At 51.6% G+C, this 17,912-nt stretch carries 11 protein-coding genes and 3 pseudogenes; all 14 read right to left on the bottom strand.

Annotated elements, in window-relative coordinates; all coding sequences use genetic code 11:
- Positions 1–2: 2 nt before the first annotated feature.
- Positions 3–485: a 50S ribosomal protein L22 gene (gene rplV / locus VI25_RS08745; RefSeq protein ID WP_045688454.1), complete on the bottom strand. Its 483-nt coding sequence runs from the start codon at positions 483–485 to the stop codon at positions 3–5.
- 1 nt (position 486) lies between these two features.
- Positions 487–765 carry a 30S ribosomal protein S19 gene (gene rpsS / locus VI25_RS08740; protein ID WP_044003251.1) on the bottom strand — a complete coding sequence of 93 codons (279 nt, stop codon included), beginning with the start codon at positions 763–765 and terminating at the stop codon, positions 487–489.
- Positions 766–768: 3 nt separating this feature from the next.
- A complete protein-coding gene (gene rplB / locus VI25_RS08735; protein WP_045688453.1) occupies positions 769–1,596 on the bottom strand; it encodes a 50S ribosomal protein L2 in 828 nt (275 codons plus the stop codon).
- 39 nt (positions 1,597–1,635) lie between these two features.
- Positions 1,636–1,923: a 50S ribosomal protein L23 gene (rplW, locus tag VI25_RS08730; protein ID WP_045688452.1), complete on the bottom strand. Its 288-nt coding sequence runs from the start codon at positions 1,921–1,923 to the stop codon at positions 1,636–1,638.
- Positions 1,923–2,560 (bottom strand): annotated as a pseudogene (gene rplD, locus VI25_RS08725) (50S ribosomal protein L4). Before rplD ends, rplW begins: the two are co-directional and overlap by 1 nt.
- 8 nt (positions 2,561–2,568) lie before the next feature.
- Positions 2,569–3,189 (bottom strand): 50S ribosomal protein L3, encoded by a 621-nt coding sequence (rplC, locus tag VI25_RS08720; protein ID WP_045688450.1) that lies wholly within the window; start codon positions 3,187–3,189, stop codon positions 2,569–2,571.
- A gap of 258 nt (positions 3,190–3,447) precedes the next feature.
- The gene (locus tag VI25_RS08715; protein ID WP_045688449.1) at positions 3,448–4,686 is read right to left on the bottom strand and encodes an O-antigen ligase family protein; all 1,239 of its coding nucleotides are present in this window, start codon (positions 4,684–4,686) and stop codon (positions 3,448–3,450) included.
- 217 nt (positions 4,687–4,903) lie between these two features.
- On the bottom strand, positions 4,904–5,209 hold the full coding sequence (rpsJ, locus tag VI25_RS08710; RefSeq protein WP_022822123.1) for a 30S ribosomal protein S10: 306 nt from the start codon (positions 5,207–5,209) through the stop codon (positions 4,904–4,906).
- A 21-nt stretch (positions 5,210–5,230) separates the two neighbouring features.
- Complete coding sequence (gene fusA / locus VI25_RS08705) at positions 5,231–7,372, bottom strand: elongation factor G (RefSeq protein ID WP_045688448.1); 2,142 nt, start codon at positions 7,370–7,372, stop codon at positions 5,231–5,233.
- Positions 7,373–7,478: 106 nt separating this feature from the next.
- Positions 7,479–7,946, bottom strand: a complete 468-nt coding sequence (gene rpsG / locus VI25_RS08700; protein WP_045688447.1) for a 30S ribosomal protein S7 — start codon at positions 7,944–7,946, stop codon at positions 7,479–7,481.
- A gap of 85 nt (positions 7,947–8,031) precedes the next feature.
- The gene (rpsL, locus tag VI25_RS08695) at positions 8,032–8,460 is read right to left on the bottom strand and encodes a 30S ribosomal protein S12 (protein WP_045688446.1); all 429 of its coding nucleotides are present in this window, start codon (positions 8,458–8,460) and stop codon (positions 8,032–8,034) included.
- 323 nt (positions 8,461–8,783) lie between these two features.
- Entirely contained in the window at positions 8,784–9,128 is a 345-nt protein-coding gene (locus tag VI25_RS08690; protein WP_045688445.1) for a DUF3467 domain-containing protein, read from the bottom strand.
- Positions 9,129–9,244: 116 nt separating this feature from the next.
- A pseudogene (gene rpoC / locus VI25_RS08685) lies at positions 9,245–13,595 on the bottom strand (DNA-directed RNA polymerase subunit beta').
- Positions 13,596–13,939: 344 nt separating this feature from the next.
- Positions 13,940–17,805: pseudogene (rpoB, locus tag VI25_RS08680) on the bottom strand (DNA-directed RNA polymerase subunit beta).
- Positions 17,806–17,912: the final 107 nt, after the last annotated feature.

The following is a 17,912-nucleotide window of genomic DNA, read 5'->3' as shown; positions in this document are numbered from 1 at the left end:
GCTTATGCGGTGGCTTCTGCCGTGGTTTCGTTAGATTTCTTAGCTGAGCTGCGACGAGTCTTCTTAGGAGCTTCGTTTATTACCTCAGCGGAAGGCTTACTCTCAGCAGCCTGCTTAGCAGCAGCTTTGCTACCTAGCGGCTCAACTTTTGAGTCAATAATCAGCGTCACGTGGTTGCTACGCTTGCGGATGCGGTGACCACGGCCCTGAGGAGCCGGACGCAAACGCTTCAGCTGACGACCTTCATCTACGAAAATCTCTTTGATGTAAAGATTAGCATCTTCAATGCGTTCGTCTTCGTTTTTCTGCTGCCAGTTAGCCAAGGCCGACAAGAGCAGCTTCTCAACGCGAGCAGCACCAGAGTTAGCCTCGAATTTCAGCAGGCCGAGAGCACGCGTCACTTTCTGACCGCGTACTAGGTTGGCCACCAAGCGCATCTTGCGCGGCGAGGTGGGCACATTGCGGAGTTTAGCTACTGCTTCCATCTTAGCGCTTGCCTTTATCTTTCTTGGCAATGTGACCACGGAAGTTACGGGTCGGAGCAAACTCACCGAGTTTGTGGCCTACCATGTTTTCCGTTACATATACCGGGATGAACTTATTGCCGTTATGAACGGCGAAGGTGTGGCCAACGAAATCCGGAGAAATCATCGAGCGGCGCGACCAAGTCTTCACCACCGACTTTTTGCCGGACTCATCCATTGCCGTTACTTTCTTCTCGAGCCGGAAGTCAATGTACGGCCCTTTTTTTAGTGAACGTGCCATTGCTTACTTCTTGCCTTTGCGGTTAACGATGAGCTGCTCGGAGTACTTGTTCTTGTTCCGGGTCTTCTGACCTTTCGAGAAGATACCGTTACGGCTACGTGGGTGACCACCCGACGATTTGCCTTCGCCACCACCCATGGGGTGATCGACTGGGTTCATTGCAACACCACGAACGCGCGGACGACGACCTAACCAACGGTGACGACCAGCTTTGCCGAGACGTACGTTCATATGGTCACCATTCGATACGGTACCAACAGTAGCCATGCAGGTAACGAGTACCATGCGCATTTCACCAGAAGGTAGTTTCAACGTGGCGTATTTGTCTTCGCGAGCTACTAGCTGAGCATATGTACCAGCGGAACGGGCCATAGCAGCACCACCACCGGGCATCAACTCGATGTTGTGTACAATAGTACCTAGCGGAATCTCGCGCAGAGGGAGAGCATTGCCTACTTCAGGGGCCACACCCGTACCCGACACTACAGTTGCTCCTACGATAACACCGGCGGGAGCAATGATGTAACGCTTTTCACCATCGGCATAGTTCAGCAGTGCGATGCGAGCCGTACGGTTTGGGTCGTACTCAATCGTCTTCACCGTAGCTGGAACACCAGCTTTGTCACGCTTGAAGTCGATAAGACGATACTTGGCTTTATGCCCACCACCAATGTAGCGGTTAGACATTTTGCCTGAGTTGTTGCGGCCACCGGAGTTTTTCATGGGTGCCAACAGCGACTTCTCCGGCGTCGACGTGGTAATCTCGTCGAAGGCCGGGGCTATGCGGAAGCGCTGACCCGGTGATGTTGGTCTTAGTTTTTTGAGTGCCATTACTCTAGCTTAGAAAATGCTCTTTGCGGAAAGGCGGGCTTATAGGCCGCTGTAGAAGTCGATAACGTCGCCTTCTTTCACGGTAACAACGGCCTTTTTGCCGTTCGGGCGACGGCCGGATACGCTGCCACCTTTCGTGAACTTAGACTTCAGCTTACCGTAGGTGCGGATCGTGCTAATGCCCGTTACCGTTACACCGTACAATTGCTCAATCTCTTTTTTGATTTGAACCTTGTTCGCGTCGCGCGCAACTTCAAAGGCATACTGGCCTTTTTCGTTCAAACCCGTGGCCTTCTCGGTCACGATGGGCTTCTTCAGGATGCTCATTACTCAGCAGTGGTATAGAGTTGTTCCAATGCCGTCAGGCCATCCTCCGACAGCAGCAGCGTGTCGGTATTCAGCAAGTCGTGCGTGTTCAGTGCTACTGGAGTAGCTACGCTTACTTTCTGAATGTTACGAGCCGAAAGCACTACATTTTTATCAACCGAGCCGGTTACCAGCAGGGTCTTTTTGCCGTTGTTCAGCTTCAGACCGTTCAGGATATTCAAGAACTCCTTGGTCTTGGGGGCCGACAGCGTGATGTTCTCTACCAAGCTACTTTGCCATCTTTAGCCAAGCTCGAGAGAGCTGACAGACGAGCAAGACGCTTGGTCTTTTTGTTCAGCTTGAAGCCATAATCGCGGGGCTGAGGACCGAACATACGGCCACCACCTACGAATACACCCGACTTCATAGAGCCGGCACGAGCACCACCGGTGCCCTTTTGCTTCTTCAGTTTTTTGGTAGTGCCGTGCACTTCGTTGCGCTGCTTCGACTTGTGCGTGCCTTGGCGCTGGTTAGCCAAGTACTGCTTCACGTCGAGATACATCACGTGCTCGTTCGGTTCCAGACCGAAGATGGCGTCAGACAGAGTAACCTTACGGCCGGTGTCTTCGCCTTTGATGTTATATACTGACAGTTCCATTTGCTAGGTTATTTTTCCAGGACCACGAAAGAGTTCTTGGCACCGGGAACCGAGCCGCTCACCACGATGAGGTTCTTGTCGGCTACAATGCGCATTACCTTCAGGTTCTGCACTTTCACACGGTCGTTACCCATGCGGCCACCCATGCGCATTCCTTTGAATACGCGCGAAGGCCATGAGCAAGCACCGATAGAACCGGGGTGACGGCCACGGTTGTGCTGGCCGTGCGTTTGGCCACCTACACCAGCAAAGTTGTAGCGCTTTACAACGCCTTGGAAACCTTTACCTTTTGAGGTGCCTACTACGTCAACGAATTCGCCTTCCTCGAAGAGGGTAGCGTCAATTTCGCTGCCAGCAGTATAATTAGCTACCTCGTCGGTACGGAACTCAACGAGTTTTTTCTTGGGGGTGGTTCCGGCTTTAGCGAAGTGACCAGCCAATGCTTTGGTGGTGTTCTTCGCCTTCTTCTCGCCGTAGCCGAGCTGGATGGCAGTGTAGCCGTCCGTTTCGATGGTCTTAACCTGCGTCACTACGCACGGACCCGCCTCGATGAGCGTGCAGGGAATGTTCTTCCCGTCCGGAGTGAAGAGGCTTGTCATACCGATTTTTTTACCGATGATGCCAGGCATTCGATTGGGGTTTTAGAAAAAGACACAGTTGAAAACGCCCAAGTGGCGTTTTCGGAAATGGAGTGCAAAGCTAGGAAATTGTTGACTGATAATCTACTACCGTTCTAAAATATTTTCAGAACCACATAGTTAGCGCCACTCCCTACTCACTTGCTGATTCTCAATTCCTTTGCACATGTGACCTATCACCCTCCTACCCTACTGTTATTCTATAGCTGCGTTTGGCATCTAAATAGACGTGTTCGCCCGGTTTATTAATCATGCTGGGCGCCATTCAGCCTCAGGCTGGCTTACCGGCTTACTTCCCTCCAGGGCTAAGAGGAGGAAGAACAGCGAAAAAGCTACCCCTACTTGTGTCTCTAAGGTGTACTCAACCAAGAAGGACAAGGTAACAATGAGATAGTGTGCCGCTAGGAGGGGAGCGTAGCGTGGCCAAATGCTGATGCCAGCATAATAAAACCCAATAATGAAGAGTAACACCCCTATAATACCAAAGGCAACTGCAGAGTATAAATATTGATTATGTGGTAGTATGTAGGCTTCCTGACGAATATTTGGGAATTCCTTTTGGTAATGCGCTGCCATTTCTTGCTCCATGTCAGCCTTGCCTACACCTAACAAGAAATTTTCTTTGATAACCATTGCTGCTACTCGATACGAGTACACACGTCCTACTAAGGAGTAGTTGTTGGCTGACTCGGTGTGCTCTACGCGACCAACATCTTCACGGGTATTGGCATACTTATTTTGGAACGTAGGGAAGCAGATATAGCTTACTATAGGTAGAACAAGCATTACTGCCGCTACTTGCAGAGCTCGTAAATAATCACGATGACGTATCAGTAACCACAAGCAAGTAATCCCCCCTAACACGTACAACGTGAGTAGGCCGCTACGCACAGCAAGCATATGCTGGTATAAGGCCAACCATATTACTGCGCCTAGCACCCAGGGGCGTAAGCGTGGCCCTACATTGTGGTGCATGAGAAGCAGAGAGCCGGCTACCACTGCTAACGTTACGATAAGACTAAAGCGAATATGATCTGGCTCTGTGGGCATCACTTTAGAGCGCAGATAAGACTCATTAATTTCTTGGGTGTGCAGTAAGTAATTTCCTGTGCTTACCAATGACCCCAACAGGGTAAGACCCAACAACCAGAGCCATAGCAACTGTAAGTATCGAGTTGGAAGCGGAGGCAGTAGCCAAAAAGCGAATGGTAACGACATAAAGGGCAATTGTAGTACTACATCCCGCTCATACGCTGACCAGTTAGCGGTACTCGTAACAAGACCAGAAGCTAGATGGATACCAAATACCAGTACAAACGATCCATATATAGTCCAGGTGGCGCGTTGGTACGAGGCACGGTGCAGCCCATAGCAGAGTAATCCTGTAATCAAGATTCCAACCATACCGATGCTAGGTAGCACACGGAAAAAAGGAGTGGTAAACAGCCCCGCAATGATGCAGCCGCAGAAAAAAACGGCAATCATCATTAATCTGGGTAATGGCAAGAGAACTGACAAGGAGGAAAACATGAAAACAAATGCGGTGCATTGGAGGCGTGTTACTCAGCCAACGTTGCTACTATACACAACAGTACGGTAGAGCCTCACTTCCGTGCCACAAGTTGCACCGATAAAAAACAAAACACCCCACCGGTTCCGCAGAACCAGTGGGGTGTTTTGTTTTATCTAAGCTGAAAAGCAGTCCTCAGACTTTAATTTCAACGTCTACGCCGCTTGGCAATTCAAGCTTCATCAGAGCATCTACCGTCTTCGACGAAGTAGAGTAGATATCTACGAGGCGCTTGTAAGTGCAAAGCTGGAATTGCTCACGTGACTTCTTGTTCACGTGGGGCGAACGAAGTACGGTGAATTTTTCTTTGTCGGTCGGCAATGGAATGGGGCCGCTTACGATAGCGCCCGTAGCCTTCACCGCCTTCACAATCTTCTCCGACGATTTGTCCACCAAGTTGTGGTCGTAGGATTTGAGTTTGATGCGAATCTTCTGGTTCATGTCTATTGAATGAAAGCGGTATTAGCGGATGGCGTTGCCCTTTTGCTTAGCAATGATTGCTTCAGCAAGGTTGTTAGGCACCTGATCGTAGTGCGAGAACGTCAGCGAAGCTGAAGCGCGGCCCGAAGAGATAGTACGCAGCGACGTCACGTAGCCGAACAGTTCCGACAGAGGAACATCAGCTTTGATAACGTTAGCACCACCTTTGGTATCCATGCCCTTCATGATGCCACGACGACGGTTCAAGTCACCGGTTACCGAACCCGTGTACTCATCTGGCGAAACTACCTCTACAGCCATAATAGGCTCAAGCAATTTCGGACCAGCCTGCTTACCAGCTTCGCGGAAACCACCACGGGCGGCGAGTTCGAACGACAGAGCGTCCGAGTCAACATCGTGGTAAGAACCGAAGTACAAACGAACGCGCATGCCTTCAATGGGGAAGCCAGCCAGCGGACCGTTCTTCATAGCTTCTTCGAAGCCTTTCTGAACCGGAGCAATGAATTCACGAGGAATAACACCACCCGTAATGTCGTTTACGAACTCCAAACCGGGTTTCTCCGGATCAGTCAGCTTCGGACCGAGTTCGAATACGATATCACCGAACTTACCACGACCACCTGTCTGCTTCTTATAGGTTTCGCGGTGCTCAACGGTTTTAGTCAACACCTCTTTGTAGGCTACCTGGGGAGCACCCTGGTTAATCTCCACCTTGAACTCACGACGCATACGGTCGATGATGATTTCTAGGTGAAGCTCACCCATACCTTTCAGTACGGTCTGGCCCGTTTCAGGGTCAGTCTGAACTACCAGCGTAGGATCTTCTTCTACCAGCTTGGCAATAGCCATACCCATCTTGTCAACGTCAGCCTGAGTTTTAGGCTCAATGGCGTAACCGATAACAGGCTCAGGGAACGACATCGACTCAAGTACTACGCGCGACTTCTCGTCAGTCAGCGTGTCACCGGTTTTAATGTCTTTGAAACCCACACCGGCAGCAATGTCACCAGCTTGGATTTTGTCGATCGGATTCTGCTTGTTCGAGTGCATCTGCATCAGGCGCGAGATACGCTCTTTCTTGTTAGTACGGTTGTTGTGCACGTACGAACCAGCATCCAACTGACCGCTGTAGCAGCGGAAGAAGCACAAACGACCTACGAAGGGGTCAGTAGCAATTTTGAACGCCAGAGCAGTGAAGGGCTCGTCGTTATCGGGGTGACGCTCGATTTCTTCGCCGGTGTCAGGATTGGTACCAACTACAGCAGGCATGTCCAGAGGTGATGGCAAGTAAGCCATAACAGCATCCAGCATCGACTGCACACCTTTGTTCTTGAAAGCCGAACCGCACATTACGGGCGAGAACTTCATGTCGATAACCGCTTTGCGGATTACCACCATCATTTCTTCGCGGGTAATGGAGTCTGGATCGTCAAAGAACTTCTCCATCAGCGTGTCGTCGTATTCAGCAACGCTTTCTACGAGCTTCTCACGCCATTCGGCTACCGTATCCACCAGATCTTCGGGAACTGGGATTTCCTTGTAGGTCTTACCCTGGGTCTCGTCGTCCCACACAATGGCTTTGCCAGTGAGCAGGTCAACTACGCCTTTGAAGGTGTCTTCAGCGCCGATTGGAATTTGCAGTGGCACGGGAGTAGCGCCTAGCTTATCCTTGATCTCGTTAACAGCTTTGAAGAAGTCAGCACCAGCACGGTCCATCTTGTTGACGAAGCAGATGCGTGGCACTTTGTACTTGTCAGCCTGACGCCATACAGTCTCCGACTGTGGCTCTACACCCGATACGGCGCAGAACAACGCTACGGCACCGTCCAGAACACGCAAAGAGCGCTCCACCTCTACGGTGAAGTCTACGTGGCCGGGAGTATCAATCAGGTTGATTTTATATTGCTTAGTCTCTGGGGTAGGATCACCCTGTACAGTTGGGTAATTCCAGAAGGTAGTAGTAGCAGCCGACGTGATAGTGATACCACGCTCCTGCTCCTGCTCCATCCAGTCCATCGTGGCAGCACCTTCGTGCACTTCCCCGATTTTGTGGGTTTTACCGGTGTAGTAGAGAATACGCTCCGACGTGGTGGTCTTACCAGCGTCGATGTGCGCCATAATCCCGATGTTCCGGAGGTATTGCAGATCTTTATTAACAGCCATTGCTTTTTTTGTGACGTAGGGAATTCAGCAGTTGAGCTTGTAGAACGCGAAAATTATTTTTCTCATTCCCTAAGCCCACAACTTCTAAAGTCCCTGCCAGGTCTGATTAGAAGCGGAAGTGCGAGAAGGCCTTGTTGGCTTCTGCCATCCGGTGCGTGTCGTCCTTTTTCTTCACGGCAGCACCTTCACCTTTGGCGGCAGCAATGATTTCGCCAGCCAACTTGTCTTTCATGGTTTTCTCACCACGACGACGAGCATATTGAATCAGCCACTTCGAGCCAACAGCAATGCGACGATCTGGGCGAACTTCAGTAGGCACCTGGAAGGTAGCACCACCTACACGGCGGCTCTTCACTTCTACAGTTGGCATTACATTGTTCAGGGCTTTACGCCACATTTCCAGGCCGCTCTCTTTGGTGCGCTGCTCAACCAGTTCGCAGGCATCGTAGAAAATACCGTAGGCCAGGTTTTTCTTCCCGTCGTACATCATGTAGTTAACGAAGCGGGTCACTAGCGTCTCCTTGAACTTGGGGTCCGGCAGGAGGATGCGCTTTTTTGGTTTTGACTTTCTCATGGGTGTAGAAATGAGTGTTACGGCAGTGAGCAGTGGGATAAGAACCATGTGCTATCCGGCACTGGGCACTACCTCACTCGTTCAATTACTTTTTCTTGCCGGGTGCTGGTTTGCCACCTTTGCCTGCTGCGGCAGCTTGGCCTGGCTTCGGACGCTTAGCGCCGTACTTCGAACGACGCTGCAGACGGCCGTTTACACCGGCAGTGTCAAGAGCGCCACGGATGATGTGGTAACGTACACCGGGAAGGTCTTTCACACGGCCACCACGGATCAGCACGATGCTGTGCTCCTGCAGGTTGTGGCCTTCACCAGGGATGTAGGCGTTAACTTCTTTGCCATTGGTGAGGCGCACACGGGCAACTTTACGCATAGCCGAGTTCGGCTTCTTAGGCGTGGTGGTGTACACACGGGTGCAAACGCCACGGCGCTGCGGGCACGAGTCAAGAGCCGGCGACTTCGACTTCGTCGTCAGCTTCTCGCGGCCTTTTCGTACTAACTGGTTGATGGTAGGCATCTACGGAATGTTTTGTCTAGGAGGGTTCTCTCCAAAAATTAGGCTTGCAAAGGTATAGAAGTTGCCTCGAAATAGCAAACAGGTTGAAATAGTTAATTTTAGAGAAATCATACGGGCATTTTAGCACCTCAAAAATCTACTTCTAGGGTCAACTACACGACTCAGAACGTATTCGTTTCCCCTTCTTCTATGCTATTACTATCACATAATCTCTCCACATTCAATTTAGTTACGTTACTCATTCCCCTATAGTTAGATAAAACAAAGAAGCGGCTTCTATCTTTCCGATAAAAGCCGCTCCGCTCATTGCACTATTTCTAGAATTATGCCTCCCCCACTTTACCACCGAACCCCATTGGGTACATAGGCCCGTCTTGCTGATGCTTGATAGCACCATGAGCTTGCTCGTAACGCTCAATATTTTCAGCTAAGGCGGCCTGCAAACGCTTTGCATGCTCGGGTGTCAACACAATGCGAGCTTTCACCTTTGCCTTCGGTAGCCCTGGCATTAAGCGAATGAAGTCGACCACGAATTCACTACTGCTATGTGCAATCATGGCAAGGTTAGCGTATTCGCCCTCGGCTATTTCTTCGGTCAACTCAATATTGATAGCATTTGAATCTTGAGGAACGTTGGCGTCGGTTTCCGGTTGATGTTGTTGGGCCATGTAGATGAAAGTTGAAGACGCTGGACCAGCGGCGTGAAATGACAAGTACGGATAAAAGAAAAAGCCGACCAGTATTTCTCTGGCCGGCTTTCCTTATTTACTATATGCTCCGGATGTTACTCCGAAACTGACTCGCGGCGTGAGGCGCGTGCAGTACGCTTGGTAGGAGCTACTACGTCGTCGGACTTGGCCGCTTGAGCAGCTTCCAGTTCCTCCTTCGAGCCTACGATCTGGCGAGTGTACTCGCGCAGACCGGTACCAGCTGGAATGAGGTGACCAACGATTACGTTCTCTTTCAGACCCAGCAGTTCGTCGGCCTTACCACGGATGGCGGCTTCGGACAGCACCTTGGTCGTCTCCTGGAAGGATGCGGCCGAGATAAACGACTGAGTGCCCAGCGAAGCTTGCGTGATGCCTTGCAGCGTGGGCCGTGATACGGCAGGCTGGGCTTCGCGCACTTCTACAAGAGCAAGGTCGCGGCGGCGCAGGCTGCTGTTCTCATCACGCAGGCGACGAGCCGTTACAATCTGGCCGGGCTTCAAGTTCGTAGAATCACCCGCGTTGGTTACCACCTTCATATCGATGATGGTATCATTCTCTTCCATGAAGATAATCTTGTCGATTACCTGGTGCTCAAGGAAGGTCGTGTCACCGGCATCAAGGATAACCACTTTCTGCATCATCTGGCGAACTACCACCTCAATGTGCTTATCATTGATTTTCACACCCTGCAAGCGGTATACTTCCTGAATTTCATTCACGAGGTATTCCTGCACTGCACCTGGACCCTGAATGTTCAGAATATCCGTTGGGGTGATAGCACCATCTGAAAGCGGCGCACCAGCCGGATGAAGTCATTGTCCTGCACAAGAATGTGCTTCGACAGCGGCACCATGTACTTCTTCTTCACGCCGTCTTTCGACTCCACGAAGATTTCACGGTTACCACGCTTCACCGTACCATAGGTTACTACACCGTCGATTTCAGCTACAACGGCTGGGTTCGATGGGTTACGCGCTTCGAAGAGTTCGGTAACGCGAGGTAGACCACCGGTGATGTCGCGAGTTTTACCCACGGCACGCGGAATCTTAGCCAGAATCTGACCAGCCTTGATCTTCTCACCGTTCTCCACGTTCAAGTGCGAGCCAACTGGAATAGAGTAGCCTTTGGAGCCTTCCAGGTCACCTTTCTTGCCGGGGCGAACAATGATAGCAGGGTTCTGATCCTTTGCCTTCGATTCGATAATCACTTTCTCGCGGTGACCGGTCTGTTCGTCCGATTCCTCACGGTAGGTGATACCTTCAGTAATAGCGTCGTACTGAACGGTACCATCAAACTCAGCCAAAATAACGGCGTTGTAAGGGTCCCAGTTGTTCAGTTCTTGGCCTTTCTCTACCTCTTGGCCTTCTTCAACCAACAAGAACGAACCGTACGGCACGTGGTTCGAGATGAACACCTTGCCAGTGCCTTTCTCCACGATGCGAATCTCACCCGAGCGACCCATCACCACTTTCACTGGCTCGCCGTCGGCGTTGGCAGTTTCTACGGTCCGGATGTCTTCGAACTCAATCACACCATTGAACTTGGCGCGAAGGCTAGCCTCTACGGCAATGTTTGAGGCAGTACCACCTACGTGGAAGGTACGCAAGGTCAGCTGGGTACCGGGTTCACCGATAGACTGAGCAGCAATTACGCCCACAGCCTCGCCCTTTTGTACCATGCGGCCCGACGACAGGTTACGGCCGTAGCATTTGGCGCAGATACCACGCTTCGATTCGCAAGTCAATACCGAACGAATCTCTACCGACTCGATGCTGGTAGCATCTACGCGGCGCGTGATATCCTCCGTGATTTCCTCACCAGCCGGCAGAATTACTTCGTCCGTGAGCGGATCAATGATATCGTGTACAGCTACTCGACCCAGTATACGCTCAGCCAGCGGCTCTACTACATCTTCGTTATCCTTCAAGGCGAAGGTCTCGATGCCACGTAGCGTGCCGCAGTCAGTTTCGTTTACGATTACGTCCTGCGAAACGTCTACCAGACGACGAGTCAGGTACCCGGCGTCGGCCGTTTTCAGTGCAGTGTCAGCAAGACCCTTACGGGCACCATGGTAGAGATGAAGTACTCAATTACGTCTAGGCCTTCTTTGAAGTTAGACAGAATCGGGTTTTCGATAATCTCACCAACCGAACCTTGCAATGACTTCTGTGGCTTAGCCATCAGACCACGCATACCGCCGAGCTGACGAATCTGCTCGCGCGAACCACGGGCACCGGAGTGCATCATCATGTAAATCGAGTTGAAGCCCTGGTTCTCCTTTTCGAGGCGACCCATGAGGGTTTCAGTGATTTGGTTGTTGATGCGGGTCCAGATGTCGATAACCTGGTTGTAACGCTCGTTGTCCGTAATTAGACCCATCTGATAGTTCTGCGTTACGGCAGCTACATCAGCTTGGGCTTGGGCAATTAGAGCGTCTTTCTCTTTCGGGATGTTGATATCACCCAGACCCATCGACAGACCACCTTTATAAGCCGACTGGAAGCCCAGCGTCTTAATGTCGTCGAGGAACTGCGCCGTGCGGGCCATGCCCGTACGCTTGAACACCATCGAGATGATCTGCTGCAGCTTCTTCTTGGTCAGCAACTCATCTACGAAACCTACTTCCTCAGGTACGAGCTGGTTGAACAGCACGCGGCCAGCCACTGTCTCAATAATCTTCGTTACAAGGTTATCTTCCTCATCACGAACCTTCGTGCGCACCTTAATATAGGCGTGCTTCGACAGCTGACCTTCGTTGATAGCAATAACTACTTCCTCGTCCGAGTAGAACATGCGGCCTTCGCCCTGGATCTGCTCGTCTTCGGTGCTGCGCTTGCCTTTGGTTACGTAGTACAGGCCAAGAACCATGTCCTGCGACGGTACCGCGATGGGCGCTCCGTTGGCGGGGTTCAGAATGTTGTGCGACGCCAGCATCAGCATAGAGGCTTCCAGGATAGCGGCCGGTCCTAGGGGAACGTGCACAGCCATCTGGTCACCGTCAAAGTCAGCGTTGAAAGCCGTACATACCAGCGGGTGCAGCTGAATAGCTTTACCCTCGATGAGGCGGGGCTGGAACGCCTGAATACCCAAGCGGTGCAGCGTAGGAGCACGGTTCAGGAGCACTGGGTGGCCTTTCAGCACGTTCTCCAGAATGTCCCATACTACGGCGTCCTTGCGGTCAACGATTTTCTTAGCCGATTTCACCGTCTTCACGATACCGCGCTCGATGAGCTTACGGATGATGAATGGCTTGAACAGCTCGGCTGCCATGTTCTTGGGCAGACCGCACTCGTGCAGCTTCAGCTCAGGGCCTACTACAATAACCGAACGGCCAGAGTAGTCAACACGCTTACCGAGCAGGTTCTGACGGAAGCGGCCCTGCTTGCCTTTCAGCATATCAGACAGCGACTTCAGCGCGCGGTTACCTTCTGCACGCACGGCGTTAACCTTACGTGAGTTGTCGAAGAGCGAGTCAACAGCTTCCTGCAACATGCGCTTCTCGTTCCGCAGAATCACTTCAGGAGCCTTAATTTCAATCAGGCGCTTGAGGCGGTTGTTACGGATAATTACGCGACGGTACAGGTCATTCAAGTCAGAAGTAGCAAAACGGCCACCATCCAACGGCACGAGGGGGCGCAGTTCCGGGGGAATAACCGGCACCATGCGGATTACCATCCACTCAGGCTTGTTCTCCACTCGGGTAGCGGCGTCGCGGAAAGCTTCTACAACCCGCAGACGCTTCAATGCTTCAGCCTTACGCTGCTGCGACGTCTCGTGCGCAGCAGAGTCACGCAACGAGTACGATAGCTCGTCGAGGTTGATGCGCTCCAACAATAGCTGTAGAGCATCAGCACCCATACGGGCGATGAATTTATTTGGATCCTCGTTTGGCAGCATCTGGTTCTCCCGGGGGAGCTTGTCGATGATATCGAGGTATTCATCTTCAGTTAAGAAGTCGAGTTGCTGTACGCCTTCTTCGGCCAGCACACCCGGCTGCACTACTACGTAGCGCTCGTAGTAGATAATCTGGTCGAGCTTCTTGGTGGGCAGGCCCAGCAGATAGCCGATTTTGTTAGGCAGGGACTTGAAGTACCAGATGTGCGCAACAGGCACCACCAGTTCGATGTGGCCCATCCGCTCCCGACGTACTTTCTTCTCGGTCACCTCTACGCCGCAACGGTCGCAGATAATGCCTTTGTATCGGATGCGCTTGTATTTACCGCAGTGGCATTCCCAGTCCTTTACGGGACCGAAAATCCGCTCGCAGAACAAGCCACCCATCTCGGGCTTGTACGTCCGGTAGTTAATCGTCTCAGGCTTTACAACTTCACCGTTCGACCGCTCCAGAATGGATTCGGGCGAGGCCAGCGAAATGGTAACTTTCGAGAAGTCCTGTACCAGTTTTTTGTTTTTTGCAAACGCCATGTAGAGTAGCTGTTGTTAGCTGGTGGCTTTTATCTGTTCGTTGGTTCCGCCAGTCTTAAGAATGGTCGGAGAGAACATAACAGTTCGACTCTGCGAAAAGTGCTCTGTGGGTCGGATAGGTACGCCACGCAGTAGGTTTCCGCCAGGTCTGGTACTCGGGTGACTCAGAAGACTGAATCAAGGTGCGGCCAACTTCTGCTAGGCCTGTTTGCCGTTCTGACCATATCTCGGAACGACGCCAGCAGATGATGTTATCGGTTTCCCGAACCGCGGGTATGCTATTATCAGAAGACTTGAAAAGTGGCTGCCAACACTCGCGCATCAGCAGCCACCATTTTCAAACCTTAGTCAAGCGTGATTTCCAGGGCCAGACCACGTAGCTCGTGAATGAGTACGTTGAATGACTCCGGGATATTCGGCTTGGGCAGTACGTCACCTTTCACAATGGCTTCGTACGCTTTGGCACGGCCTACCACGTCATCCGACTTCACAGTCAGGATTTCCTGGAGGACGTTGGAAGCACCGAAGGCCTCCAGAGCCCATACTTCCATTTCGCCGAAGCGCTGACCACCGAACTGGGCCTTACCACCAAGCGGCTGCTGGGTGATGAGCGAGTACGGTCCGATGGAGCGGGCGTGCATCTTATCATCAACCAAGTGACCCAGCTTCAGCATGTAAATTACCCCAACGGTTACCGGCTGGTCGAAACGCTGACCGGTGAGACCGTCGTGCAGGTAAGCACGGCCGAAGTGTGGTAGACCAGCTTCCGTTAGTTCGCGCGATACCTCCTCTTCGGTAGCACCGTCGAAAATGGGCGTAGCGTAGGTACGGCCCAACTTCAAGCCAGCCCAGCCGAGTACGGTCTCGTAGATCTGGCCGATGTTCATACGGCTTGGTACACCTAGCGGGTTAAGCACGATGTCCATTGGCGTACCGTCGGGCAGGAAAGGCATATCCTCATCGCGCACGATGCGGGCTACTACCCCTTTGTTACCGTGACGGCCTGCCATCTTATCACCTACCTTCAGCTTACGCTTCTTGGCAATGTATACTTTGGCTAGCTGCACGATACCAGCAGGGAGTTCGTCACCTACTTCCAGGGTAAACCGGTCACGCTTGAAGCGAGCAGTGATGGTGTTACGCTTCTTGGTGTAGTTCTTCACCAACTCCGTCAACATGCCATTCACTTTTGCATCAGCGGTCCAGTTCTCCAGAATGAGGTCTTTGAACATATTCACCTCTTCTGGCACGGCATAATTGCTTTCATCCTTGTAAGGGTTCTTCTCGGGGAAGAGAGCATCCGTGATGTTCTTCTTACCGAATTTGGCCCCCTTGGTCAGGATTTCGTCACCAAACTTGTGCTTCACGCCCTGCGAGGTCTTGCCTTCCAGCAATTCTACCAGCTTGTCGATCATCACAGCTTTGATGCCGCGCAACTCACGAGCGTACGACTCTTTCAGTTCTTCTACTTCCTTCTTTGACTTGGCCCGTAGGTTTTTGTCTTTCTTAGGACGAGAGAACAGCTTAGTGCCGATAACTACCCCGTTCAATGATGGTGGCGCCTTAAGCGAGGCATCTTTCACGTCGCCAGCTTTGTCACCAAAGATGGCGCGGAGCAGCTTCTCTTCCGGGGTCGGGTCAGTCTCGCCTTTCGGCGTGATCTTACCGATGAGGATATCACCTTCACGAACCTCAGCACCCAAACGGATGATACCGTTGTCGTCGAGGTTACGCACGGCTTCTTCGCTCACGTTTGGAATTTCTGACGTCAACTCTTCTTCACCACGCTTGGTCTCGCGCACCTCTAGTTCGAATTCCTCAATATGGATTGAGGTAAAGATGTCGTCGCGAACAACGCGCTCCGAGATTACAATAGCATCCTCGAAGTTGTAGCCCTGCCATGGCATGAAGGCTACCTGCATGTTGCGGCCAAGAGCTAGTTCACCTTTGTTTGTGCCGTAGCCCTCGCACAAAGGTTGCCCTTTAGTTACCCGCTCACCCTTCTTCACCAAAGGAGTCAGGTTAATGCAAGTATCCTGGTTGGTACGACGGAATTTGATCAGATCGTACGAAATCTTTTCAGCGTCGAAGCTTACAAGAATATCGTCTTCCGTCAGGTCGTATTTAACTACGATCTTGTTGGCATCTACGTAATCAATAACACCGTTACCCTCGGCTACCACCAAGGTACGAGAGTCAATAGCTACGCGGCCTTCCAAACCAGTACCCACGATGGGAGCTTCCGCTTTCAACAGCGGCACCGCCTGGCGTTGCATGTTCGAACCCATCAGGGCACGGTTGGCGTCATCGTGCTCCAAGAATGGAATAAGCGAAGCGGCAACTGATACAATCTGGTTCGGAGCTACGTCCATGTAGCTATACTCCGTTGGGCCTACTACTGGGAAGTCACCTTCAAAACGACCTTTTACTAAGTCGTTAATAAAATTACCATCCTCATCGATGCGGGCGTTGGCCTGTGCGATGTGGTGGGTATCTTCTTCCTCAGCTGTTAGATACTTCACGTTCTCCGTAGTATCTACCTTACCGTTATCTACGGTACGGTAGGGAGTTTCAATGAAGCCCATTGAGTTTACGCGAGCGTGCACACACAACGACGAAATCAGACCGATGTTTGGTCCTTCCGGCGTTTCGATAGTGCACAGACGACCATAGTGCGTGTAATGAACGTCACGTACTTCGAAACCAGCACGCTCCCGCGACAGACCTCCTGGCCCTAGTGCCGATACGCGACGCTTGTGCGTCACCTCAGCTAGGGGGTTCGTCTGGTCCATGAACTGCGAAAGCTGGTTCGTACCGAAGAACGAGTTAATCACGCTCGACAACGTACGCGCGTTGATCAAATCAACTGGCTTGAAGTCCTCGTTGTCACGCACGTTCATGCGCTCCTTAATAGTACGCGCCATACGGGCCAAGCCTACGCCGAACTGAGCATAGAGCTGCTCCCCTACCGTGCGCACACGACGGTTGCTCAAGTGGTCAATGTCATCGACAATGGCCTTTGAGTTAATCAGACCAATCAAGTATTTCACGATGAGGACGATGTCCTCATTGGTTAGCACGCGGGCCTCCCAGTTCGTGTCAATACCCAATTTCTTATTGATACGGTAGCGGCCTACGTCACCGAGATCGTAGCGCTTATCCGAGAAGAATAGCTTTTGGATGATGTCACGAGCAGTTTCTTCGTCAGGAGCTTCCGTATTACGGAGTTGACGATAGATTTGCTCAACGGCTTCTTTCTCCGAGTTGGAGTTGTCCTTTTGCAGCGTGTTGTAAATAATTGCATAGTCAGCAATGTTTACGTTTTCACGATGCAGAATTACCGACTTAGCACCAGCGTTAAGAATAACGTCAATGTCTTCCTCCTCGATCGTAGAATCGCGCTCCAACAGAACTTCATTCCGGTCAATGGACACCACTTCACCGGTGTCCTCGTCCACAAAGTCTTCCGTCCAAGTGCGGAGCACACGGGCAGCTAGTTTGCGACCTACAGCCTTCTTGAGTGTTTTCTTATCAGCCTTCACCTCTTCCGACAGTCCGAACAAGTCTAGAATGTCTTTATCGGTACCGTAGCCAATAGCACGGAGCAGTGTAGTAACCGGAAATTTCTTCTTCCGGTCGATGTAGGCGTACATCACGTTGTTCACGTCCGTGGCAAATTCGATCCACGAACCTTTGAACGGGATAATACGAGCTGAATACAGCTTAGTACCATTGGTATGCTTGCTTTGCGCAAAGAACACACCAGGTGAGCGGTGCAGCTGCGAAACGATAACGCGCTCTGCCCCGTTGATTACGAATGAGCCTTTTTCGGTCATATAGGAATATTCCCTAAGAAAACCTCCTGCTCAATGGTCTCGAAGTCCTCGTTGTCCGTATCATTGCAGATCAGGCGCAACTTAGCCTTCAGGGGTACCGAGTAAGTCAAGCCCCGGTCGATGCACTCGTCAACTGAGTACTTTGGCGGGTCGACGTGGTAGTCAATGAATTCCAGAACAAAGTTTTCGCGCGAATCCGAAATCGGAAAGTTCTCAGCGAATACTTGAAACAGGCCTTCATGGGTACGGTTCTCGGCAGCCGTCTCCAACTGGAAGAAATCCATGAACGAGCGAACCTGCACGTCTAGGAAATCCGGGTACTCAATAACCTTTTTAATCTTGGCGAAGTTGATCCGCTCGTCAGCCGCTTGCAGTTTTTGCAAGCCTGTCTGTGCTTTCGGTGTAGCCAATGTATGTGGGGTTAGGAAATGGATACTGAGAGAATCCAACCCAAGCAGCTAGCAGAACTAGGCACCTGGGT

The organism is Hymenobacter sp. AT01-02, from assembly GCF_000961955.2.
Taxonomy (GTDB): domain Bacteria; phylum Bacteroidota; class Bacteroidia; order Cytophagales; family Hymenobacteraceae; genus Hymenobacter; species Hymenobacter mucosus.
The sequence above is the reverse complement of the archived record's forward strand: the minus strand, read 5'-3'. Positions and strand labels throughout refer to the sequence as shown.